The 548-nt window shown below is 43.2% G+C and carries 1 protein-coding gene; it reads left to right on the top strand.

Annotated elements, in window-relative coordinates; all coding sequences use genetic code 11:
* Positions 1-200 (top strand): hypothetical protein (locus ACQY6F_RS19065; RefSeq protein WP_428776702.1); only part of this gene is annotated, 200 nt, incomplete at its 5' end.
* Positions 201-548: the final 348 nt, after the last annotated feature.

Genomic DNA, 548 nt, shown 5'->3' with positions numbered 1-548 from the left:
TTTATGTCTCTCATGAAAAGAGAAAATACTTTGTAAAAAAACTGGAAGAATACCTAAATAAAAATGAGAAAAAATGGGTAGAGGTATGGTTGAGGGGTGGTTCCGATGAAGATTGCCAGGCTGTCGATCCTGCATGGGGCGCTCATGACCATGATCGGCATGGTACGCTGATGGCGGGAACCGCGTTATATGGAGCTTGAAGAAGACATCTCCTGTTGATTTGGTGACAAGTGTATCAAACAAAACATTGATAACAATTATTGTAGGCAAAAACGACAAGGTTGCTCCTCCACGCTTAAGCATTGAATATGAAAAAGCGCTAACCAAAACGCACAAAAATGTCACTCTATCTGTGATTGAGGGAGGGCATGAAATATTCTTGGACACCAAAGTACTTAACCCTATCGTTGCATAAATTTTCGGCCCAGGACCGCTTCGCTCCTTCTATAGCCGCATTTTCAGGGCCGTGCTCAATTTTTCTAATCCTCACATAGGGATAGCTATGCTCCGGTTAGAAAAATCTGCGCGCGTCCCTGAAAATACCGCTC

It is taken from the genome of Vibrio sp., assembly GCF_050299255.1.
Classification (GTDB): domain Bacteria; phylum Pseudomonadota; class Gammaproteobacteria; order Enterobacterales; family Vibrionaceae; genus Vibrio.
This window is presented reverse-complemented; position numbering and strand designations above follow the sequence as displayed.